Here is a 20048-nt window from a genome sequence, read left to right on the forward strand (position 1 = left end):
AAGGGCGTATGAATGAATAGCCAATCAATGTCCAAGATACTACAAACTTTGATGCAGATGATGAATGGGGAAAGGGAAGGGATTGTTTTACAATAGAAAGGCACACAAACGATGAGACGATCGGTCTCTATCCCAAAGGAGTTGAATGATAGTGCAGCACCGAATCAGACATGCAGGTCTTGCGGATCTTAACGAAGTGGTACGATTGTTCAATGAGTACAGGATGTTCTACAACCAACATGCTGACATTGAGGCAGCATGTCAGTATATTAAAGAACGAATGGAACGCGATGAATCAGTAATTTTGGTAGCAGAAACAGATGTGGTAAGTGATCAGGGGGCAGATGAAAGTAACGGTAGATCACTCTCGAATAGCTTTATTTGTACTGGATTCGTTCAGCTATATCCCAGTTTCAGTTCGGTATCGATGGGGTCTGTCTGGGTGCTTAATGATCTATATGTGCATCGGGATTATCGTCAGCAAGGTATTGCCAGGAAGCTCTTGCAAGCAGCCAAGCAATTGGCATCTGAGCGAGGAGTTCTTCGTATATCACTCTCTACTGAATTAACTAACAAGCAAGCGCAAGCTTTATATGAATCCGAAGGATATGCACAGGATACCAAATTCATGTATTATGAACTTAATGTATAAGAGGTTGCTCAAAAAGACGCATTATATAAATGAATGGCAGAATCGTGTCTTCGGAAAAGAGGGAGGGGAGTCGCAACATGATGCAGTGGATTGCCATGATCACGATGTTGATTGATCATATAGGGGCTGTCTTTTTTCCGCATATTATAGAACTGAGAATCATAGGTCGCATCGCTTTTCCAATCTATGCTTTTGCAGTGTATATCGGGTATAAACATACACGAGACGTACAAAAATACATATGGCGGTTGTTCTGGATTGCAGTTATATCGCAAGTGCCGTTCATGGCCGCGTTTAATCATTACTCTTTGAATGTAGTATGGACCCTGTGGTCAGCTCTTTTGGTACTTTTTGTTATCGATAAGTTGCCATCCCGTCTATTGTCTATACCAATCGTCATTGGAGCAGGTTGGTTCATGGAAATTAGCCAGATGGATTACGGGATGTATGGGTTATTATTGGTCCTGTTATTCCGTTATTTCCAGGGTCCTGTACTTGTCGTGGCACATGTCGTGTTAAATGCACTATATCTTTTGCTGCATAACAGCTCTGTGCAAATGTATAGTGTGCTGGCAACCGCTGGCATTGCCATTGCTCAGTACTACCAAGCAGGATTCCGCATGAAGGGGCCGCGTTGGGTGTGGCGTTATTTCTATCCAGCGCATCTCGCCATCATTGCAATAATCCGCTGGGTGTAAAAGATTGATCTAGAAACGCTAAATATGTCTGAAAATGCGAAGTAAAGAAGCCACCTTCTCGTCAGTGAATGACGATGAGGTGGCTTCTGCGTGTTCCTATTAGTTAAAGTTGAACTTCACGGAACTTACTCCATTGCTGTAGAAGTGCCGTTATGGCGCCGGATTGCAGACGGGAAATATCCAATCTGAACGGCGTAGTCTAACATGGCGGAGATGAAGCGATCATCTGTTTTCGCACATGAGATTCCGGCAGGTTCCACATAAGCCGTTGTGACAGGGCAGGCATAGACATAAGCTGAATCCTTGGCTCCGTCTCCTTCAAGCTGTGCAATAGCCAACTGAAGAGCTTCCGGTTCTTTGCTGATGCTAGCATCGAATAACCAACGTGTGTAATCCGCGATAGGTAGCGTTTCGACTTCATAACCAGCCCGATTCACCGAACGGATCAGCTCATCATAGCGGATTGGCTCCGGATTACAGATGTGGAATACACGACCGGCTGTATCCTGACGCAAGGCCAGATGAACAATGGCTTCACTTGCATAATCGATAGGTGTAAAATCAACCATCCAATCAGCAGCAGGCGCCTTGCCGAGCAATAACATCGCTTTGAACATACGATAGAAGGCGTTGCTATCAATATTGGACTGGAAGCGTCCAGTCTCAGAGTGACACGTGAGATTACCTGCACGATAGATGCTGACAGGTACCCCTTCCTCTGCCGCAATCATGAGCACTTTCTCGGCTTCAAGCTTGCTGTCCGAATACAGGTTGTCCACATGCAAGTCAGCCGGGAACCGATCATATTGCAGTGAGGATTCCCATTGTCCGCTGAGTGCGAGATCTTCCGGAATACCCATCGTGGATACATGGTGGAAGGAAGCCCCTGGTTTGCTGCGAATCAGTTCCAACAATGCGACTGTTCCTGCCACGTTCGTTTTGGCGAACTGCTCGGCATCCCCAAAATGACGTACGTCTGCAGCACAGTGGATGACACGGTCAATTCGTTCCTGGACATAAGCCGTTTGTTCAGCCGACAGACCGAGATTAGGTTGTTCGAGATCCCCTTCAATAATCTCCACGCGAGCCGCGAGTTGATCAGTCAGTTGTTTGCCGAAATATCCTTCCAGCACTTTAGTCAAACGTTCCATTGCAGTTATTCCATTGGATGGTCGACGAACAAGGGCGTAGATTCGTGTACTGGAATTCAGAATTAACTGTTGCAGCACATGAGAGCCCAGATAACCAGTTGCTCCGGTCAGTAACACATGCTCAGCTTCACGAATGAGCGGATACCCCAACTGGGGTGTTAGCTCCACAGGGTGTTCGGATAATTGTGTAATCATGCCATCCGTCACTGCCGAATGTGTAACTTCTGCTGCACTTTGAGATAGTACTTCCACGCGACGAGCGAGAGCACGGACTGTTTTCTCAGCAAAGAAGTCGGCAATTTTCAGCTGTGGATAATACGGCTTCAGAATGACCAGTACATGAATGACCCGGAGAGAATCACCACCTACATTGAAGAAGCTGTCTTCGACACCGAAGTCATCGTGCTGAAGAATTTCTTTCCATGCGTCCAGGATAATGGATTCCGTTTCCGTCTCAGGCATGACCCGATCAGGGCGATCTTCATGTCGTTCCACATGAGGCAGGGATACCATCGCTTTGCGATTGATTTTCCCAGTCGGAGCAATCGGCATTTCATCCAGCTGACAGATCCACTTTGGTACAAAATAGGAAGGCAGTTTTTCTGTCAATTCTGCCTTGATATCCGCAACAGATAGGGTACTGCCATCTTTCGATGTAAAGTAACCCACCAGCATATTTTGTCCGTCGGATTCTTTCTTCGGAATGACGGCAACGTTCTGGATCTGATCCAGGCGAGCAAAGTGATCTTCAATCTCTCCGATCTCAATCCGGTGACCACGAATTTTTAGCTGTGAGTCACTGCGACCGACATATTCCAGTAACCCCGTGTCCAGCAATTTGGCAATATCGCCAGACTTGTAGATTTTCTCACCTATCGCAAACGGATTCTCAATGAATGCTTGTTCTGTTCGTTCTGGCTGATTCAGATAACCTTTGGCCAGTGCAGGGGTAGAAATATATACCTCACCAGGTACACCTACCGGACAGAGCTGATGTTCTTCATTCACAATGTATACTTTGTAGTTATGAATCGGTTTACCGATAGGGATATTCACTACATGTTCGGGAACTTGCTCACTGATGCGGTGAGTGGCTGTGGCTACTGTACATTCGGTAGGTCCGTACACATTAACAATATCAATCTGGTTTCCGAATTTGCGCTGGAAGGCACGAACCTGTTCACCATAGAGAGCTTCTCCGGCTACAGTAATGATTCTGACTTTGGCCAACTTGTGGAAACCTTCTTCAGATAAGTAGGAAGCGAGCTGATTAAAGAAAATCGTAGGCAGTATTGTAATGATGGTTGTTCCTGTCCGTTCAATTGCACTTGCGAATTCTTCAACAGATACGCGTTCTTCCGCAGACAACAGATATAATTCTGCTCCATAGAACAAGGCGCCAATGGTATCCCACACGGATGCATCGAAGCTGTATGTAGCAAACTGGGTTAACACATCACCTGGTTGAATGTCACAATCACGCTGAACGACACTGCCAAGATTGGTTACACCCCGATGGGCAATCAGCGCACCTTTGGGCTTACCTGTTGACCCTGACGTATAGATGATATACGCAAGATCATCTGGCTGAATATCGAGATTGGGGTTGCTTGCTGCAAATCCGGCTAGACGACCATCCACAGCGAGAATCTGGCGGACAGTAGCTATACTGGAGAACAAGCTGGAAGCTTGGTCATAAGAAGCCTCCGTTGTCAGAACGAATGATGACGCCGTATCTTCCACAATATAGCTGTTACGTTCTTGTGGATGCTCTGGGTCGATCGGAACATATGCACCACCTGCCTTTAGAATACCGAGCAGGGAGATGATGGTTTCCAGACTTCGATCCATAAAGATACTGACGAATTCACCTTTTTGCAATCCATTGGATATTAGAACACGTGCAACCTGATTAGCTCTTTCATTCAATTCTCTGTACGTATAACGTGCGGATGGCGAGGTAATCGCCGGTGAATCCGGATATGCTGCCGCCGTTGCTTCAAACCAGCCGTGAACCGTCTGATTCGCTGGTTCGAGAACGGAAGTATCATTCATTTCACGGTACAGCAACCGATCAGAGGCGGAAAGAATATCCACCGCACCGATTGCTTTTTCACCGTCACGCAAGAGGGCAAGTAGAAGAGTCTGATAGTATTCTGCATATCTCAACACGGTAGACTCTTTCAACAGTGAACTGTCATAGAACAGATCGAGAATGAGCATGTTCTGGTCATCTCGAACGTTCCAATTCAATATTTGAGGCGCTTGAGGCAACTGTACGCTATTCAGCATAAACAACGTTTCAGGATATCCACCGGTTTGCAGCGTGTAGTCAATCTTGAGCTGCTCTGAAACCTGATGACATAGTTCGCCAAAGGTCAATTTGCCTTGAATCTGTAATGAGAGATAGGAAGCTGCCTGATCGGGAGCTAGTACACCTATGGCAAGTTCCTGTTCAGCTGACAATCGGAATAACAAGGCTGCATAAGCTGAGAGGAGTACCGGGTACACCATCTGTTCTCCAAACTTCTGTTTAAGATCACGACTCAGAGAAGCATGTAATGTAATTTGAGCAGATTGATAAGAGAATGATTGTTGACGTCGCCCAAAATCCAGTGGAATCTGCAGAACCGGCAAGCTAGATTCCATGGAATGGGAAGATGATGATTGGTTTTCAATCACTTCAGTTATTCCTCCTTGGTTCAAACCGAATGTTTGTGGATTTGAATTATTGTTTGCTTACATTAAAATGAGAGATCAGTTCTTGGAGTTCCTCAGACATGTTATTAAGGCGTGTGGAGGAGTCTACCAGTGTAATCAAAGATGCTTTTTGCTCATCAACCGATGAGGAGATTTGTTCACTGCTATTTGCTGTCTTACTTACGCTTGAAGACAAGTCATCTGCTGTAGCGGTCATTTCCTCCGTACCTGCAGAGATTTCCTCTGTCGCGCTTGAAACTTCCTGAATCTGATTAGACACTTTTTTCGCTGCTTCTAAAATATCTTCGAACAATTGTCCTGTTTGATCGGCTACACTGAGCCCTGTATCTACTTCTGACGTACCTTGTTCCATAGCACGTACAGCTTGTTTAATTCCAGCTTGAATCTCTTGGATCAATACGCCCACCTGGCTGGTCGCTTGTTCAGACTGCTCGGCAAGTTTGCGTACTTCACCTGCGACAACTGCAAATCCTCTTCCTTCTTCACCGACACGTGCTGCTTCAATGGATGCATTAAGGGCCAGCAAGTTCGTCTGGCTTGAGATTCCCGAGATAATATTAAGAATATCGCCGATTTCCTGTGAACGACTCTCCAGAACATCAATGGCAGAAGCTGTATTCTTAACCGATTCCGTAATCAGATTCATCTGCTCAGATACCTGACGGACAACGCTGTTACCTTGTTGTGAACGACGTTCCATCTCATAGGCTTCATCCGCTACACTTGCGGAGCTGCTGGCAATCGTCTGGATTACAGTAGCCATCTCGGACATGGCACGTGCACTATCCCGGGTTGCCTGTTCCTGTGAACGAATGTTGGACGTGATTTGGGTAACGTTGTTATTGATAGAATCTGCATTCTCACTGTTACGTTCAGAAACTTCATATAGTTCTTTGGCAGATTGATTCACTTCTTGTGATGTGATTTGCACTTTTACGATAGTATCGTTGATTTTGCGAACCATCGTGTTGAACTTCTCGTTAACGAGTCCCAGATCGTCCTTGCCTGTCGGAATGTTGACATTCAAATTACCCCGACTTACGTCATCAATTCCTTTGATCAAGTGACGGATAGGGGAAAGTGTGTTTTTAACCACAAGGTATTGGATAATCAGGAATAATAGCAAGAAGGCCACCAAGATGATAATTCCGTTCTTAAGCAAGGAGTTCAGTCCTGCCGGTACGGCTGTTGCATCTGCATCGATGGCAAAATAGGAGAAGATCTTTCCGTTGCTGTCTTTAATTGGATATGCAATGGTTGTCCATGTTCCGAAATCATCAGAATAGAACGTTGTGAAGGTTGGACGATCCGTATTGAGCATTTCTTTCAGTGCATTGGCTACAACGACTGGCTGCTCATACATGTCACCGATATTTACGTTCTCGCTTTGAAAAGCCTCTCTTAGGTTGGTCGGCATCGCTACAAGGGAAGTTAACCTCTTGTTATCGCCACCAAGTTCAACACCGAAGATGTAGGCTTGTGCAATGTTAGGATAATATTCTTGCATTTCATCGAAATACGCTCGTAATTTTGTTTGTGTTGCTCCATCATAGCTGCCTTCCGCAATAGCAGCTTGTACTTCGGTGGGATTGATATCTTCAGCCCACTTTTTAGTAATTTGTTCCACCTGTCCATGCAGCTGATCAACAAGAACTGTTTTTTGAAAATAGTAACTGCTTGCAATCAGTGCTACCCCGATGATAATGATATTGGTAAATGAGAGTAACAAGTTTTTGGAGAAAAACGACATGCTTTTCCAACTTAATGATTTCACTAAATTCCACTCCTGATCTTCTTTAAATTAAGAAACTTTAGGGTTGCTTTGGTACAGTGAACTAGATCATTCCGTTATCCCCTCCAAAGGAAATTTATGCGACCATGGTCTTGGTTTATTAGTCGCTTTCGTAGAGACTTATGTACCGTATGAACCATAGGTGTCTAATTATTAAAACACATCTATAATTAATATGTCGTATAAAATGTCGTTAAATTGAATAGTATCGTTAAATTTTTTTTAATATTTTACGTATTTATGGACATATCTGATGAATTATAGGTATTTAGAACTGTTTATTTAAAAATTTCCCATTTTTTAGCTTCATTCTGTATTCTATAACATGGTGGGCAAAAATACATCCTTAAACATTGGAAAAAATAAGATCAAAGATGCAACATAAGGCACGGATATACATCGGAAGCGGTTTTATCTATAATAACTACATATGCATTTCTCAAATTATGAGCAGGCGGGGGTTTATAGATGAATCTTAAACAAATAGCAGCGGAGCGTGCGGCAGAATATGTTGAAGATGGGATGAAGGTTGGATTAGGTACAGGTTCAACAGCTTATTATGCCATCTGCCGAATCGGTGAGCGGGTACGCGATGGATTGAATATTCAAGCGGTTGCCACTTCGGAAGCTTCGGACAAGCTTGCTCGGGAATGGGGTATTCCCATCGTTCCATTTGACCAGATTGGACGTCTGGATCTGACCATTGATGGCGCAGATGAAGTAGATCCCGAATTTAACCTGATTAAAGGTGGCGGCGGGGCTCTTTTGCGTGAAAAAATCGTGGCGGCCAATAGTGACAAACTGATTATTGTAGCGGATGGCAGCAAATCAGTGCAAAAGTTGGGTGAATTCCCGTTGCCAGTTGAGGTTGTTCCATTTGCTTCAGAGTGGACCTACCAGGCGCTCGAAAAACTGGGGTGTCGACCACAGTGGCGCATGGATGGAGAGCAGCGTTATCTGACAGACAACGGAAACCTGATTGCGGATTGCCACATGGAAGTGATTGATCATGCTGCAGAACTGAATGTTCAATTGAACATGTTACCAGGTGTTGTTGATAACGGACTATTTGTGGATATGGCTAGCACAGTCATTCTTGCCAATGCAGACGGAAGTATCGAAGAGCTTCATCGTTCTTAAAATGGAAGAGGGTTCGGGTTGGACTGACCACATGGTCTGGCAATGAACGAATGATGCGTTCGGCTGCAAAAGCCGGATTACAGGTGGAGGGGCGAATGCGGAAGTGTCGTATCGTTCGCGGGGAGTACTATGATTCAATTCGTATGGGAATGCTTCGCGAGGAGTGGGAGCAGAAGCTGTCCTCTAATGCGAGCCGAAATGTAAACAACTGATGGAGGATTATTGAAATGCTGAACACGGAGGACAACCGGGAACTGTCTTTACAATTATTCGTGGTTCTTGTTCGAGCCTACAATTCTGTGACCTCACGTTCCAATCGGGACATCCAGAGTCACGGACTGAATACGACAGAATTTGGTGTACTTGATTTGTTATATCATAAGGGACCGCAGGCTTTGCAAAAGATCGGTGAAAAGGTGTTAATGTCCAGTGGTAATATTACGTATGTTGTAGATAAGTTGCAAAATAAAAATCTGCTGTTTCGTCGGCCATCCAAGGAAGATCGGCGTGTTATTTACGCTGAATTAACCGAGGAAGGAAGGCAACTGTTCACAGAGATATTTCCTCAACATCATCAGGTCATTATTGATGCTTTGGAGGGACTTGATCCTTCCGAGAAAGTGGATGCGATTAAGATGTTGAAGAAACTGGGACTGGCTGCAGAAGGGAAAACTGACTTGCGTTCTTAACGCAGGTCAGTTTTTTTTATGAAAATCGAAAGGTGCAGACAAATACTGGCTGAGTGACTTGCACCCTTCTCCATAATATAGGAAGATTATTCTATACATTCATAGCGTAAATACATGCTCATTGAAAGTTCATGTATAATGGAATAACTATTAAGGTCGGAATGGATGGATTGGATAAGTAGAGGAACCTATCCCGAATGGAAGTTAGCTAACATCGATCTCATTCCAGATTAGTCACGAATGATGAATGAGGTGTGAAGCGGGTAGAGGAGGGGGCGTCTATGAGTCATCAAGAAGCAGGAGAACGTTTACTTCAAGAAGCAGGTAATTTGGCTGATAAAATAACGGAGAAACAGTATCTCAGGCAGCCCGATTTACTTGAGCGATTTGGGGAGAACGGAAAAATGCGAACCAAACAGGATTCTCAGTACAGCTTGAACTACTTGGCTGAAAGTGCGCTTGTACAGAGTCCTGAACTGTTTACGCATTATATTGCTTGGCTGAAAGTTCTACTTAAGGGTTACAAGGTATCGTCAGAAGACTTGGCGATGAATCTCCATCTGATTAAAGAGACATTGGAAGAGGAATTTGACCATCCGTCAAAGGCGTTTCTGCTCGATTATTTGGAGATGGGAATATATAGAACAACACAAATAGAGCCACAAGCGGGTTACATTAACGAATCCATGCCATATGGAGAGGCCGCACAATCGTACTTGCAGTGTTTGCTTGAGAATAAACGGAAAGAAGCCTTCGAGATCATTGAAACTCAGTTAGAAGCCGGAGTGACGATTCGTGATATTTACCGATATATCTTTCAGCCCACCCAATACGAAATTGGTCGATTGTGGCAATGCAATCGGATCAGTGTGGGGCAGGAACACTTTTGTACGGCAGCGACCCAATCATTCATATCACGTCTCTATTCTTCCTGGTTGATTCATACAGGCCAGGAGAAAAAGCTGGTTGCCACCTGTGTAGGCAGTGAACAACATGAGATCGGACTACGTATGCTCACAGATGTGTTCGAGATGGAAGGTTGGGATACGCACTATCTGGGAGCCAATGTTCCCAATGGAAGTGTAGTAGAGGCCATAGAACGCCATCAGGGCGATATTGTTGCGATCTCTGTTACGATGACGTATCATCTTCATCTGGCGAAAGAGTTGATTTCTCTGATTCGTCATCACCCGGCAACGGCGCATGTGAAGGTTATGGTAGGGGGATATCCATTTAATATTGATCAGGAGTTGTGGAAAACGATAGGAGCAGATGGTTATGCGCCAGGAGCCGATGAAGCGGTTGCGGTTGCAGAACAATTGCTGGCTCAGCCAGATACATGTAATCATCTTGATATGGTTAGGGATTAGGAGAGGGATGATGTGTTGTCTAATGAGAACGGAGAGATACAGAGGCTACGCAGAACGATTGAGCAGTTATCGGATCAGATGATCCGTAGCAGAGAGCAGGAGGAACGGACTCTTGCGGAATTCTCGGATATGAATAATGAACTGGTCACACTACAGCGTTTGCTTGCGAAGAACAATAACAGCCTTGAAGCTGCACGTCAGCAAGCAGTAAATGCAGGTGAATCCAAAAGCACATTTATTGCAGGGATCAGTCATGATTTTCGTACGCCATTAAATGGTATATTGGGGATGGCTGAGATGCTTAAGCTTTCTCCATTGTCTGAAGAACAGGAGAATTCCGTTTCTGTTATACAGGATGCTGCCAGACTGCTGCTTAAGCTGATTCAGGATCTACTGGATGTGTCCAAACTTGAGGCGGGTCAGATGCAACTTGAACTGGGAGAAGTGCATCTGCATGAGACGATAAATTATATTGTTCGTTTGCTCGAACCCCAAGTCAGAAAGAATGGAAATCAGTTGTCAATTGATTGTGATCCCAGAATCTCTGTCTTACTTGAAGGAGATTCAACGCGAATTACGCAGATTCTAATCAATCTAATTCAGAATGCGAACAAATTCACATCAGAAGGCTCTGTAGGAATACGAGTCGCTCTTGTTAAAGATGATGAGAGTACACAAACGATTCGATTTGAAGTTGAAGACACGGGCATTGGTATTTCGGAAGAAGATCAGACCCGATTATTCCAACCCTACATGCAGACCGAACGAGGACGCTCGAGAGAGTATGAAGGAACAGGTCTTGGACTATCAATCTGCAGATCGCTCGTTATCCTAATGGAAGGTCAGATTGGAGTAGACAGTATAGAGGGTGAAGGATCAACATTCTGGTTCGAACTTGCACTGGGCAAGAAACACGTTAACCAGTCCGTTCACGAGTCTAGCACATCTTCGTCTCAGCAGATTCAAGACCAGGTTGTGCGTGATGAAGCTCCTTCCGTATCTGTCTTGCTGGCCGATGATAATGTCATTAACCGGCAGCTTGTGATGTTGCAGCTCAAAAAATTGGGAATAACCCAAGTGGACGCCGTCTCGAATGGGGAAGAGGCAGTAGCCGCTTTTCTTAGCAAAAAATACAGTTTGATTCTCATGGACTATATGATGCCATTAATGGACGGCTTGGAAGCAACACGCAAAATCCGTTCGATAGAAATGGATGAAATGCGTCATACCACGCCAATCATTGCGATGACTGGAAATGTCATGCAAGGAGAGAAAGACAAGTGTATGGAAGCCGGGATGAATGATTTCATTGGCAAACCGTTCACACTGGAGATTCTAAGTACGATGATCCAGAAGTGGCAGCAATCGTCTGAACCGACAGAGGTACTCAATATGAGCATCGTGCATGAGATCGCGGAATTGAACACAGATGGTGATCGTACACTCCTCAGTATGTTATTGGACATGTATCGAACTGACACACCTGGCAAGATCGAAGTGCTGCGCAGACATATTGTCACGGGGGACCATTTAGCAGCAACCGAGGTAGCCCATGATTTGAAATCAGGGAGTTTGAGTCTGGGGATTCGTTATCTATCGACTTTGTTCGCCCAGATAGAGCAGTTCGCGAAGGAAGAGCAGTCACGTAAAGCAGAACCGTTGCTTGATGCTTTGCTCCCCGCCTATCAAGCGGCATGTGCTGCGCTGCAACGAGTAAGTAAAGATTGATCACATCTTAATTAGGAAAGAAAGGTAGGACACGTTCATGTTATTCTACGTATTTGGGGCTCTAGTCCTGATCGTTCTTGCTCTTCTATGGGCAGGTGGGCTCTACTTTTTCAAAACTGCCATTCGTCGTACGCCCAAAACATTTTTGGTAGACAACCCGAATCTGATGCCTGAGCCAGACAATGAAATTATCAGCAGTGCTGCTGACCTGAAGTGGCTGGATGCTCAGCCTACAGAAGAGATATCTGTACAATCACATGATGGATTAAAACTGCACGGTACATGGCTTAGTTCCAATAGCGGGTCAGATCAGACCGTTATTCTGGCACATGGCTATTCTGGGAAAGGCCGAGAAATGGCTGGTTTTGCCCGATTCTATGCGGAGAAGCATGGATATAACGTGTTAATGCCGGATGACCGGGGTCATGGACAGAGTGAAGGTGACATCATTGGTTTCGGCTGGTTAGATCGGAAGGATTATGTTCAGTGGACCAACTGGGTGCTTGCAAAAGTGGGTACACAAGGGGAAATCATATTGCATGGCATATCCATGGGAGGAGCAACCGTACTGATGACAGGTGGTGAATCCCTGCCGATTCAGGTGAAAGCGATTGTCTCTGATTGTGCGTATACATCTGTGGAAGAAGAACTGACGTTCCAGTTGAAACAATTATACAAGCTTCCTGCATTTCCGTTTATACCTGTCACCAGTCTAATCTCCAGGTGGAAAGCAGGATATTCCTTCAGGGAGGCATCCGCTCTCAAGCAACTTGCCAAAGTCAACGTGCCTGTGCTGTTCATCCATGGTGAGGCCGATACGTTCGTACCAACGGAAATGGTGTATAGGTTGTATGAAGCTTGCCCAACCGAAAAGGAATTGCTGACCGTTCCCCATGCGGGTCATGGCACAGCGTTTCAAGTGGATCGTACCGGATATGAAGCGGTGCTGGAATCCTTCTTAGAAAAGAAACTGTCACCTTCGAGCTTCGTATCCGAAAGTTCAGAAGTTAAGTGAAACTGTGACCTTGAGCCATGCACATCTCTCATGAAAAGGTATGTGGGAATGAAGTGATTCCTGTGTGGCATTTCGGGTATTAAGTAGAAGTGCAGTTGATTTTCTAAACGATGGGGGTGTCTTGATGGGCAATGATAAATTTGAGGCTGCGCGAAAAGCAGAGGCAGGTTATCATTCCAACTTCTATCAGAATAATGAATTATTCGCCTCCGGCACCTGGATGTCGAGGCCCATGCCTATGGTGATGGATATGCTGGAACGTCTACTTGCTCACAAGCAGGAACTGCATGTTCTCGATCTGGGATGCGGAGTCGGGAGACATGCCATACCGATTGCACAGCGTCTTGCCGAGACCAACAGTGAAGTCATCGGTGTGGATTTACTGGATGAGGCGGTAGACGGACTTCGCAAGTATGCGAAAGAATATCAGGTCGATCATATCGTGCAGGCAGTAAAAGCAGACGTTGAGCATTATGCTGTTCAGGCAAACTATTTTGATTATATTGCTGCTTGTTCTTGTCTGGAGCATGTGTCCAATAAGCAAGCTTTCATTGAAGCACTTGAACGATTACAAGCGGGAACCCAAACAGGTGGTATTCATTGTATTACGATGAGTACCAATGTGGAAGAAACAGAAATGAACACAGGCCGTGAGATCGATCCGTTAATTGAACTGAACTTGCCGACAGTTGAAGCGATCGCTTTGCTGGAGGATGCCTACAAAGGCTGGAATATTCTGCTTCAGGAACATGTTACACAGACGATTGAAGAGGAAAAGTATGATGAACCGACACAATTTCGTTGTGAACTGCTTCGTTTTGCTGTACAAAAGCAATAAACTCTCTGCCGGGACCTTACAATGGACCCGGCACTCTTAATGTATGGTCGGAAGGGAGATGGTTAAGGATGAATACATATGTAATAGGGATGGATGGAGGAGGGAGCCACACGCGTGTGGCTGTCGCAGATCAGAACGGGAAGATTTTATCCTATGTGCAAAAGAATGGTTGCAACCGCTATCACGATACCCATGCCGAGCAAAATGTGCTGGAGGGTATCGCTGAAGCTATAACTCAGGCTGGAGTCCAATTAGATCAGATCGCTGCCATTCAGGCAGGAATGGCGGGTCTGAATCGGTCTGAAGATACAGTTTGGGCGGAGGCATTACTCGCTCGAACGGGGATTACAGGCAGAATCAGTGCAGTAAACGATACGCTCATCGCACATACAGCGGCATTCAACGGTGAGCCAGGTATTGTCGCCATTGGAGGTACAGGCTCTCTGATCCTTGGCAGAACGGAACAGGGAGCTTGGCTCCGCAACGATCAGTTCGGTCATTATGCGCCGACAGCAGCACGTTTTTTGGCTTACGACACGGTTCATTCCATACTGGCAGGACGTTATGAGTCGCAGGATCAAGAATGGATTGAGCAGGTGTTAACGTATTGGCATGTAAGCTCTATTCGAGAGCTTGCTGATCTGGGAGTGTCTGGTTTTGCTGAAAATAAACAGGCTACCAATCGAAGATTTGGTCAAATGGCACCTTTGGTGACTGAAGCAGCTGCCCGGAATATTCCCCTCGCAGTTAGGGTGTGCGACTCGGCTGCTGACACGGCTGTTGTGGGCATCCTGATGCTGGCATCCTGTTTCGATCAGCCAACAGTGTCCATGACGCTTACCGGAAGCTGTCTAAGTTCATCATATATGGTGGATGCTGTTCAGAAAGGACTGGATGCTGCCTATAGGCCCAAAGGGAAAAGAATTCAATACATAACCAGTAACTTGCCGGCAGTTGGGGGCGCACTGCTGGATGCCTATCATTTGGCGCAGATCAACGTATCGGATAACATCTCAACTGTGCTTCAATCGGAGCTGAATCGGCACACGACTTGAACTTTTAGAGGCTAACGACTACAATACGATAACGGAAACAAGCAAGGTATAGGAGGAATCAAGGTGTTAATTAATCTGAAATCACGCATACAGGAGCCGGAAGTGCAGGAGCTGTTGTCTTACTCGGTCTTTCCTGATCCGGATCATCTGAACCGTGCGTTGCAACAATATGTAGAGAAAGACGAATTGCAAATGGGCGGTTACGAAGATGAGGGACAATTGATCGGTCTGATTGGATATGAGAAGACAGGAACAAGTGAGGTTACCATTCATCATATCTCGGTTTTGCCTGAAAACCGCTTTAAAAATTATGGACGTGGTATGATCTCACAACTGTTGGCAACATACAACCCTGATAGACTGATTGCTGAGACCGAGCTGGAAGCCGTCGAGTTTTATCGGAATACGGGGTTTGTGGTATATAGTCTGGGTGAATTATACCCAGGTGTGGAGCGATTCCGTTGTGTGCTTGAAAAAGAGGAAGATACAGACGAAGAGTAGCACAGAGGCATTTTATTACTTTAAGAAATATATGGATCATAATCATTACAGGATGTTGGATTTGGCAATGAGCTGAGTCGGACGTCCTGTTTTTTTGTCGTTTTCATCAAAAAAGCAGGAAAAAAGTATTGCTTTATAAGATTGTTTCATTATAGAATAGTTTCACAGAAGAATAGTTCGTTAAGTGAACTATATTGATTCGGAAAGGAGAATGAAGAATGAACAGACCAGATGCGAAAAGTTTGGTGAACCGCTATTTGGATGCTTCTTTTCTGGTAAACAAGCGGTTTGATACGCGGATACGCGAACAAGTGGGGCTGACGATAACGACCGATCAGTTCTGCGCACTTCGTCTGATTGAGGAGAAACCTTCCTGCACACCCTCTGATCTGGCAGAGCTTCTGTGCATAGGCAAGAGCAGCATTACTGCTTTGGTCAACAAGTTGGTGGATCGCGATCTGGTCCATCGGGCTGGCGATGAACGCGACCGCAGGGTTGTGTATTTGACATTAACGGACAACGGACGGGAAGTGTACAGGGAAACGGAAAAAGAAATTCAGCAGATTCTGGAGCCATATCTGGTTCATTTTAAACCGGAAGAGGTTCGTAATTTCATTGAATCTTTTGAGAAGCTTGCAGCTTTGCTAACGCATGAAGGAGGACAGGAGAACGAATGAGAGCGATATTGAAAGCACGATGGTGGTTAATGGGGCTATGGGTTGTTGTAGCTGCCGTATTAATGTTTACCGCCCCTAACATGAGTGAACTGATTCGGGAAAAGGGACAGTTTTCGGTTCCGGAAGGATACTCTTCCACCCAGGCAGCAGCGATTCTGAATGAAGCTGCAGCGCAAAAAGGAGAACAGCAAGGCAGCCAGATCGCTCTTGTATTTTATAATCCGGATGGTCTAGGTACCACGGGAAAACAAGAGGCAGAGAAGGCTATTAAGAACTTGGAAGCCGACAAGCAGAAGTTGGGCATTCTGTCCATTCTGGAACCTTTCTCTCAGCCTGAGTTATCCGAGAAGATGATCTCAGCTGACGGCAAAACCATTCTAACGTCGCTATCCATTGATCAGGGAGATCGTACGGTCAAGGAAATGCGGGAAGACCTGAATGAAGCATTGAAATCTGTCAATGTGGAGCACTACATAACCGGTAAAGGTCTGATCGACGAAGATACCATTGAAAGTTCCCAAGAGGGGCTTAAGAAATCGGAATATATTACTGTTGTCTTTATTTTACTCATTCTGTTCCTGGTGTTCCGTTCGTTTGTAGCTCCGTTTGTACCGCTACTGACGGTGGGGATCAGCTACATAGTATCGCAACAGATTGTCGCATTTCTGGTGGATGGGCTCGACTTCCCGATATCCACGTTTACACAGATATTTATGGTCGCAGTCATGTTCGGGATTGGTACGGATTACTGCATCCTGTTGATCAGTCGGTTCAAGGAAGAACTGGCTCATCATGAGAATACGTGGGATGCCATCATTGCAACCTATCGTACTGCCGGTAAAACGGTACTCTTCTCCGCACTTGCCGTGCTGGTTGGATTCATTGCCATTGGCTTTGCCCAGTTTATGTTGTACCGCTCTGCGGTTGCCGTAGCTGTAGGTATTGCTGTGATGATGCTTGCCTTGGTGACCATCGTACCATTCTTCATGGCGGTGCTAGGCAAGAAGCTATTCTGGCCGTCGAAGGGTTCACTTGATCATGCCGAGAGCAAGATCTATGGTGCAGCGGGTCGCTTCTCGCTGAAACGTCCATGGGCTGCGCTGCTCATCGTGGCAGCTGTCTGTGTGCCACTTCTGGCAACCTACGATGGTAAACTGTCGTTCAACAGTCTCGATGAGATTGGTGAGAAGTATGATTCAGTAAAAGCATTCAACATTATCTCCAACAGCTTCGGTCCGGGTGAATCATTGCCAGGTCAGATCGTTATTCAGAACGATGAAGCGATGGATAATGCGAAATATATGGCCGTTGCTGAGAAAATTAGCAGGGAAGTAGAGAAAGTGCCCGGGATCTCCGGTGTCCGCAGTATGACACGACCTACGGGTGATGAGATCAAAGATTTTGAAGTTACACAGCAAGTGGGAACATTATCGGATGGACTGGGTGAAGGCAAGACGGGTCTGGACAAAATCCGTGATGGTCTGAGTGAAGCCAGCAGTCAGTTAAGTAAAAATGAACCACAGTTAAAAGAAGCTGCCGATGGGGCAGGTGAACTTACCAAAGGAACCACCCAGTTGCAATCGGGTATCACGCAACTCAGTGAGGGACTTGGGCAGATTGAAAAAGGTATTCGAGATGGTTCCGCAGGTGCGGGTGATCTGAAAGCAGGACTGCAGCAAGCCAAAACGAGCGCAGATCAACTTGCTCAAGCGAACAATCAGTTGCTTGAAGCCTATCGTCAGGCGGGAGCAGGAGTCGCTGCATTGGGCGATGGAACCCATGAACTGGAGCAACAGCTTAATGGGGTTTCAACGGCTTTAACCAGTCTGTCCGAATCCTTCACAGCACTTGAAGAGAGGTATCCTGAATTACAGCAAGATGCTGATTACCAGCGTATCAAAGGTACGATTGGTGAAACAGGTTCTGGCACAGCGCAGCTTGCTCAAGGTTTGGGTCAGATTAAGACCAAGCTGGGAGAAGCCGCTGCTGGAATTAATCAGGCCAATGAAGGCTTTGCTTCCGCAGCAGCCGGACAGAAGGCGCTTGCCGATGGTCTAAGCCAGATTGTAACGGGAATCAGTCAGCTTGAGACAGGTCTGAAACAGGCCGCTGATGGTCAAGGAAAAGTCATTAAGGAGATACCTTCCATCCAGAACGGTCTTGGTCAGCTTCAAGGTGGACAGGAGAAAATCCAGCAAGGCTTCTCGGATCTGAGTGGACAGCTGACACAATTGACAGATGGGTTGAATCAAAGTGTCGATGGTATTAAACAGGTATCCGGAGGACTGGATTCAGCGCAGGACTACCTGAAGCAATTACAAAATTCACCGGATTCCGATCTGGCAGGCTGGTACGTTCCTGATGAAGCACTGAACAGCAAAGACTTCACACAGGTATTTGATACGTATCTGTCCCAAGATCGGAAGACGATGACGATTGATGTTATTTTCGCCGAAAATCCATACGGAACCGAAGCTATTGATCGTGTGCCTGACATTGAGGCGGCTGTACATCGTGCGGTACAAGGCAGTACGCTTGAAAAAGCAGACATCGCCATAGGCGGAGTTACGAGTACATTTGCAGATCTGCAGGAGATCTCGAATAACGACTATACACGTACTGTAATGCTGATGCTGGCGGGTACATTCATTATTCTGGTCGTGCTGCTTCGCTCGGTCATTATGCCATTGTATCTGATCGTTTCCTTATTACTGGCTTATTTCACATCGATGGCGTTAACCGAAGTGATCTTTGTTAATATCCTCGGATTCGCAGGTATTAGCTGGGTTACTCCGTTCTTCGGATTTGTCATGCTGATTGCACTCGGTGTGGATTATAGCATCTTCCTGATGGACCGTTTCAATGAGAACAAGGGCATGAAGGTACAGGATGCGATGTTGTACGCGATGAAGAACATGGGGACTGTTATCCTCTCTGCAGCGGTCATTCTGAGCGGTACATTTGCTGCGATGTATCCATCCGGTGTTCTCTCGATGATGCAGATTGCCACAGTAGTCCTTAGCGGATTGATCTTGTACTCTCTGCTGTTCCTACCATTCTTCGTCCCAGTGATGGTGAAGATGTTTGGCCGGGCCAACTGGTGGCCGTTCCCTAACAAGGAACAATCAGATTCCGTTGATTCGGATCGGACCATAGGCATGTAATGCCTTGCAATGGATTAGGCTCTGCCGCGTTATGCGGCAGGGCTTTTTCTTTTTTTACCTCTACAGGAAAACTACAATCTTGTGCAAAAAGAAAGGTGCATGCCTAAGGACACCATCCCGCGCCTTGTCTTGCCGCTCATCATAAGATATAGAGCAGTTCATTATTGTTCAGAGAAATCACAGCAGAGAGGGGCGACGGGATGGTATATCGATATGTGGCTATAGGTGATTCATTAACGGTAGGTACAGGAGCGTTGCTGGGCACCGGCTTTGTTCCTTTATATCGGCGAATGGCCGAAATGAATGTTCGTACGTTTGTATCCATGGAAAATATGGGCGTGAATGGACTGACGTCGGGGGAAATGTTGCAGATGATCTCTTCGCATCCCCGTGTGCGGCAATCACTTCGTGAAGCAGATATCATTACCATATCCATTGGCGGGAATGATCTGATTCGTACGTTTAAAGCAAGTAACGGCATTCCAAATGCCAGCAAAATGACACAGGTGCTCGGAGAAACCCGCAGTAATGTATCCCAGATCATGCGACACATTCGGCAGTTAAAGGGAAACAGTGAGTATATGGTCCGATCCATCGGATTGTACAACCCGTATCCACAAGCGACGGAAGCTGCGTACTGGGTGCGACAATATAATTCGTTTTTGAATGGAGCGGGATCAGGAAACTATGCGTGTGCTCAGGTCTATGACAGGTTTGAAGGTCGTGAACGTGAACTGTTGTTTTGGGATAGAGTGCATCCTAATGCAAGAGGGTATCGTGTCATCGCGGAGCAGCTTAATCGGACCGGATATTATCCGTTCTCTTGATCACTTTCGAACAGAACTATATAAGTTGAA

At 45.8% G+C, this 20048-nt stretch carries 15 protein-coding genes and 1 pseudogene; 14 read left to right on the forward strand and 2 right to left on the reverse strand.

The features are described from left to right. The first annotated feature begins 145 nt into the window (after nucleotides 1-145). Together MHI06_RS10735 and MHI06_RS10740 are read left to right on the forward strand one after the other, a co-directional pair. Entirely contained in the window at nucleotides 146-652 is a 507-nt protein-coding gene (locus MHI06_RS10735; RefSeq protein WP_340401451.1) for a GNAT family N-acetyltransferase, read from the forward strand. A 77-nt stretch (nucleotides 653-729) separates the two neighbouring features. Beyond that, nucleotides 730-1350 (forward strand): TraX family protein, encoded by a 621-nt coding sequence (locus MHI06_RS10740; RefSeq protein WP_340401452.1) that lies wholly within the window; start codon nucleotides 730-732, stop codon nucleotides 1348-1350. A 125-nt stretch (nucleotides 1351-1475) separates the two neighbouring features. On the opposite strand, the gene MHI06_RS10745 is transcribed toward MHI06_RS10740, so the two are convergent. Both MHI06_RS10745 and MHI06_RS10750 read right to left on the reverse strand, forming a co-directional pair. Next, nucleotides 1476-5150, reverse strand: coding sequence for an amino acid adenylation domain-containing protein (locus MHI06_RS10745; protein ID WP_340402090.1), 3675 nt, complete (start codon nucleotides 5148-5150; stop codon nucleotides 1476-1478). A 79-nt stretch (nucleotides 5151-5229) separates the two neighbouring features. Then, on the reverse strand, nucleotides 5230-6972 hold the full coding sequence (locus MHI06_RS10750; RefSeq protein ID WP_169479119.1) for a methyl-accepting chemotaxis protein: 1743 nt from the start codon (nucleotides 6970-6972) through the stop codon (nucleotides 5230-5232). 510 nt (nucleotides 6973-7482) lie between these two features. Here MHI06_RS10750 and rpiA point away from each other — a divergent pair. The 12 genes and pseudogenes from rpiA to MHI06_RS10810 all read left to right on the forward strand — a co-directional run bounded on the left by rpiA (nucleotide 7483) and on the right by MHI06_RS10810 (nucleotide 20018). Beyond that, nucleotides 7483-8154 (forward strand): ribose-5-phosphate isomerase RpiA, encoded by a 672-nt coding sequence (rpiA, locus tag MHI06_RS10755; protein ID WP_340401453.1) that lies wholly within the window; start codon nucleotides 7483-7485, stop codon nucleotides 8152-8154. A 14-nt stretch (nucleotides 8155-8168) separates the two neighbouring features. Continuing rightward, nucleotides 8169-8366 (forward strand): annotated as a pseudogene (locus MHI06_RS10760) (GNAT family protein); the annotation flags it as partial. A gap of 15 nt (nucleotides 8367-8381) precedes the next feature. Next, nucleotides 8382-8843, forward strand: a complete 462-nt coding sequence (locus MHI06_RS10765; protein ID WP_062833727.1) for a MarR family transcriptional regulator — start codon at nucleotides 8382-8384, stop codon at nucleotides 8841-8843. 281 nt (nucleotides 8844-9124) lie between these two features. Then, the gene (locus MHI06_RS10770; protein ID WP_340401454.1) at nucleotides 9125-10213 is read left to right on the forward strand and encodes a cobalamin-dependent protein; all 1089 of its coding nucleotides are present in this window, start codon (nucleotides 9125-9127) and stop codon (nucleotides 10211-10213) included. Between the two features lie 12 nt (nucleotides 10214-10225). Then, entirely contained in the window at nucleotides 10226-11941 is a 1716-nt protein-coding gene (locus MHI06_RS10775) for an ATP-binding protein (protein ID WP_340401455.1), read from the forward strand. A 37-nt stretch (nucleotides 11942-11978) separates the two neighbouring features. Beyond that, nucleotides 11979-12956 carry an alpha/beta hydrolase gene (locus tag MHI06_RS10780; protein WP_340401456.1) on the forward strand — a complete coding sequence of 326 codons (978 nt, stop codon included), beginning with the start codon at nucleotides 11979-11981 and terminating at the stop codon, nucleotides 12954-12956. Nucleotides 12957-13080: 124 nt separating this feature from the next. Continuing rightward, complete coding sequence (locus tag MHI06_RS10785; protein ID WP_340401457.1) at nucleotides 13081-13794, forward strand: class I SAM-dependent methyltransferase; 714 nt, start codon at nucleotides 13081-13083, stop codon at nucleotides 13792-13794. Nucleotides 13795-13862: 68 nt separating this feature from the next. After that, nucleotides 13863-14849 carry a BadF/BadG/BcrA/BcrD ATPase family protein gene (locus MHI06_RS10790; protein ID WP_340401459.1) on the forward strand — a complete coding sequence of 329 codons (987 nt, stop codon included), beginning with the start codon at nucleotides 13863-13865 and terminating at the stop codon, nucleotides 14847-14849. A gap of 63 nt (nucleotides 14850-14912) precedes the next feature. Beyond that, nucleotides 14913-15350 carry a GNAT family N-acetyltransferase gene (locus MHI06_RS10795; protein ID WP_036609514.1) on the forward strand — a complete coding sequence of 146 codons (438 nt, stop codon included), beginning with the start codon at nucleotides 14913-14915 and terminating at the stop codon, nucleotides 15348-15350. Between the two features lie 218 nt (nucleotides 15351-15568). Continuing rightward, complete coding sequence (locus MHI06_RS10800; RefSeq protein ID WP_340401460.1) at nucleotides 15569-16027, forward strand: MarR family transcriptional regulator; 459 nt, start codon at nucleotides 15569-15571, stop codon at nucleotides 16025-16027. After that, entirely contained in the window at nucleotides 16024-19191 is a 3168-nt protein-coding gene (locus tag MHI06_RS10805; RefSeq protein WP_340401461.1) for an MMPL family transporter, read from the forward strand. The genes MHI06_RS10800 and MHI06_RS10805 overlap by 4 nt, the downstream gene beginning before the upstream one ends. 200 nt (nucleotides 19192-19391) lie before the next feature. Further along, nucleotides 19392-20018: a GDSL-type esterase/lipase family protein gene (locus MHI06_RS10810; protein ID WP_062833735.1), complete on the forward strand. Its 627-nt coding sequence runs from the start codon at nucleotides 19392-19394 to the stop codon at nucleotides 20016-20018. Nucleotides 20019-20048 lie beyond the last annotated feature (30 nt).

It is taken from the genome of Paenibacillus sp. FSL H8-0079 (assembly GCF_037991315.1).
Taxonomy (GTDB): domain Bacteria; phylum Bacillota; class Bacilli; order Paenibacillales; family Paenibacillaceae; genus Paenibacillus.

What these genes read in the sequence shown, in the direction of transcription:
- MHI06_RS10735 (WP_340401451.1), top strand. Translation starts at nt 146, where the DNA reads ATGATAGTGCAGCACCGAATCAGACATGCAGGTCTTGCGGATCTTAAC.
- MHI06_RS10740 (WP_340401452.1), top strand. Translation starts at nt 730, where the DNA reads ATGATGCAGTGGATTGCCATGATCACGATGTTGATTGATCATATAGGG.
- MHI06_RS10745 (WP_340402090.1), bottom strand. Translation starts at nt 5,150, where the DNA reads ATGGAATCTAGCTTGCCGGTTCTGCAGATTCCACTGGATTTTGGGCGA.
- MHI06_RS10750 (WP_169479119.1), bottom strand. Translation starts at nt 6,972, where the DNA reads ATGTCGTTTTTCTCCAAAAACTTGTTACTCTCATTTACCAATATCATT.
- rpiA (WP_340401453.1), top strand. Translation starts at nt 7,483, where the DNA reads ATGAATCTTAAACAAATAGCAGCGGAGCGTGCGGCAGAATATGTTGAA.
- MHI06_RS10765 (WP_062833727.1), top strand. Translation starts at nt 8,382, where the DNA reads ATGCTGAACACGGAGGACAACCGGGAACTGTCTTTACAATTATTCGTG.
- MHI06_RS10770 (WP_340401454.1), top strand. Translation starts at nt 9,125, where the DNA reads ATGAGTCATCAAGAAGCAGGAGAACGTTTACTTCAAGAAGCAGGTAAT.
- MHI06_RS10780 (WP_340401456.1), top strand. Translation starts at nt 11,979, where the DNA reads ATGTTATTCTACGTATTTGGGGCTCTAGTCCTGATCGTTCTTGCTCTT.
- MHI06_RS10785 (WP_340401457.1), top strand. Translation starts at nt 13,081, where the DNA reads ATGGGCAATGATAAATTTGAGGCTGCGCGAAAAGCAGAGGCAGGTTAT.
- MHI06_RS10790 (WP_340401459.1), top strand. Translation starts at nt 13,863, where the DNA reads ATGAATACATATGTAATAGGGATGGATGGAGGAGGGAGCCACACGCGT.
- MHI06_RS10800 (WP_340401460.1), top strand. Translation starts at nt 15,569, where the DNA reads ATGAACAGACCAGATGCGAAAAGTTTGGTGAACCGCTATTTGGATGCT.
- MHI06_RS10805 (WP_340401461.1), top strand. Translation starts at nt 16,024, where the DNA reads ATGAGAGCGATATTGAAAGCACGATGGTGGTTAATGGGGCTATGGGTT.
- MHI06_RS10810 (WP_062833735.1), top strand. Translation starts at nt 19,392, where the DNA reads ATGGTATATCGATATGTGGCTATAGGTGATTCATTAACGGTAGGTACA.